Source organism: Streptomyces sp. BE303 (genome assembly GCF_036290945.1).
Classification (GTDB): domain Bacteria; phylum Actinomycetota; class Actinomycetes; order Streptomycetales; family Streptomycetaceae; genus Kitasatospora.
Genome location: NZ_JAQYWZ010000236.1, coordinates 1 through 627, shown reverse-complemented (window position 1 = coordinate 627; position 627 = coordinate 1). Strand labels below are relative to the sequence as shown.

Genomic DNA, 627 nt, shown 5'->3' with positions numbered 1-627 from the left:
GGGCCGGCGGGGGTCAGAGCGGGACGCTGGCGAGCATTCGGAACCGGCCCGTCCCGGTGTCCGGGACGGTCAGCTCGCCGTCGTGGGCGGCGAGGCGCTCGCGCAGTCCGCGCAGCCCTGTCCCGCTGCCCTGGGACGGGATCGGTTCGGCCGGCACCCCGTCGTTCTCCAGTTCCAGCACCGCCCGGTTCCCCTCGCGCCGCAGTCGGATCGTGCAGTGGGCGGCCTCGCTGTGGCGCAGTATGTTGGTGGTGGCCTCGCGGATCACCCAGCCGAGTACCGACTGTACGGGCAGCGGCAGTTCGTCGGCGTCCTCGCCCAGGTCGATCGCGCAGGCCACGTCGGCGGCGCGCAGGACGGCCCGGGCGCCGATCGCCTCGGCGTGCAGGTCCGCCGTGCGGTAGCCGCGGACGACGTCCCGGACTTCGCGCTGGGACTCCTGGGCGATCCGCTGCACCTCGGTCATCTGGTCGGCGGCCTCCGGCCGGCCCCGGCGGGCCAGTTGGACGGCGAGCTCGCTCTTGAGCGCGATGGTGGTGAGGTTGCGGCCCATGACGTCGTGCAGGTCCCGGGAGAACCGCAGCCGCTCCTCGGCGACGGCCAGCCGGGCCTGGGCCTCGCGGGCGG

Annotated in this window: 1 protein-coding gene; it reads right to left on the bottom strand. The window is 75.0% G+C overall.

The annotated features are described in order from the left end of the window. Nucleotides 1-13: 13 nt before the first annotated feature. Nucleotides 14-627, bottom strand: a 614-nt coding sequence (locus PUR56_RS01490; protein ID WP_329947519.1) for a sensor histidine kinase, incomplete at its 5' end; no start/stop codon positions are given.